Annotated in this window: 1 protein-coding gene; it reads right to left on the minus strand. The window is 47.8% G+C overall.

The window, feature by feature from the left end:
* Nucleotides 1-2: 2 nt before the first annotated feature.
* Nucleotides 3-341 (minus strand): hypothetical protein (locus AC1RPV_RS07715; protein WP_481764188.1); only part of this gene is annotated, 339 nt, incomplete at its 5' end.

Below are 341 nucleotides of genomic sequence, written 5' to 3' on the forward strand. Positions count from 1 at the left end.
CACTATGTGCGTGATTTTTGCCACGTGGGGTCCTCTTGGTCAAAACTCAGCCTGTATACGAAATGGCCGTAGGGAACCTCGATAGGAAACACGCCAAGAAATCGACGCCCCGCAACCTCGAACTCACGTTTGTAGAAAAGCGATTTGGGCGTGAAATTCGAGACAGACGCAGAAATTTCCCAAAACCACTCATTAAGTTCACGCCTTTCATCGATAGTTTCAGTTTCGACCAAAAGTTCTTTTCGGTCCCAAACCTCGACATCATGCTCTTCCATCACGATCTTCGCGCTATGCGTAAGTGCCAAAGGCAAAAACGATTCGGATACAAGACGCTGCGTAAC

It is taken from the genome of Dellaglioa sp. CoH-55-MRSF-9, assembly GCF_056782155.1.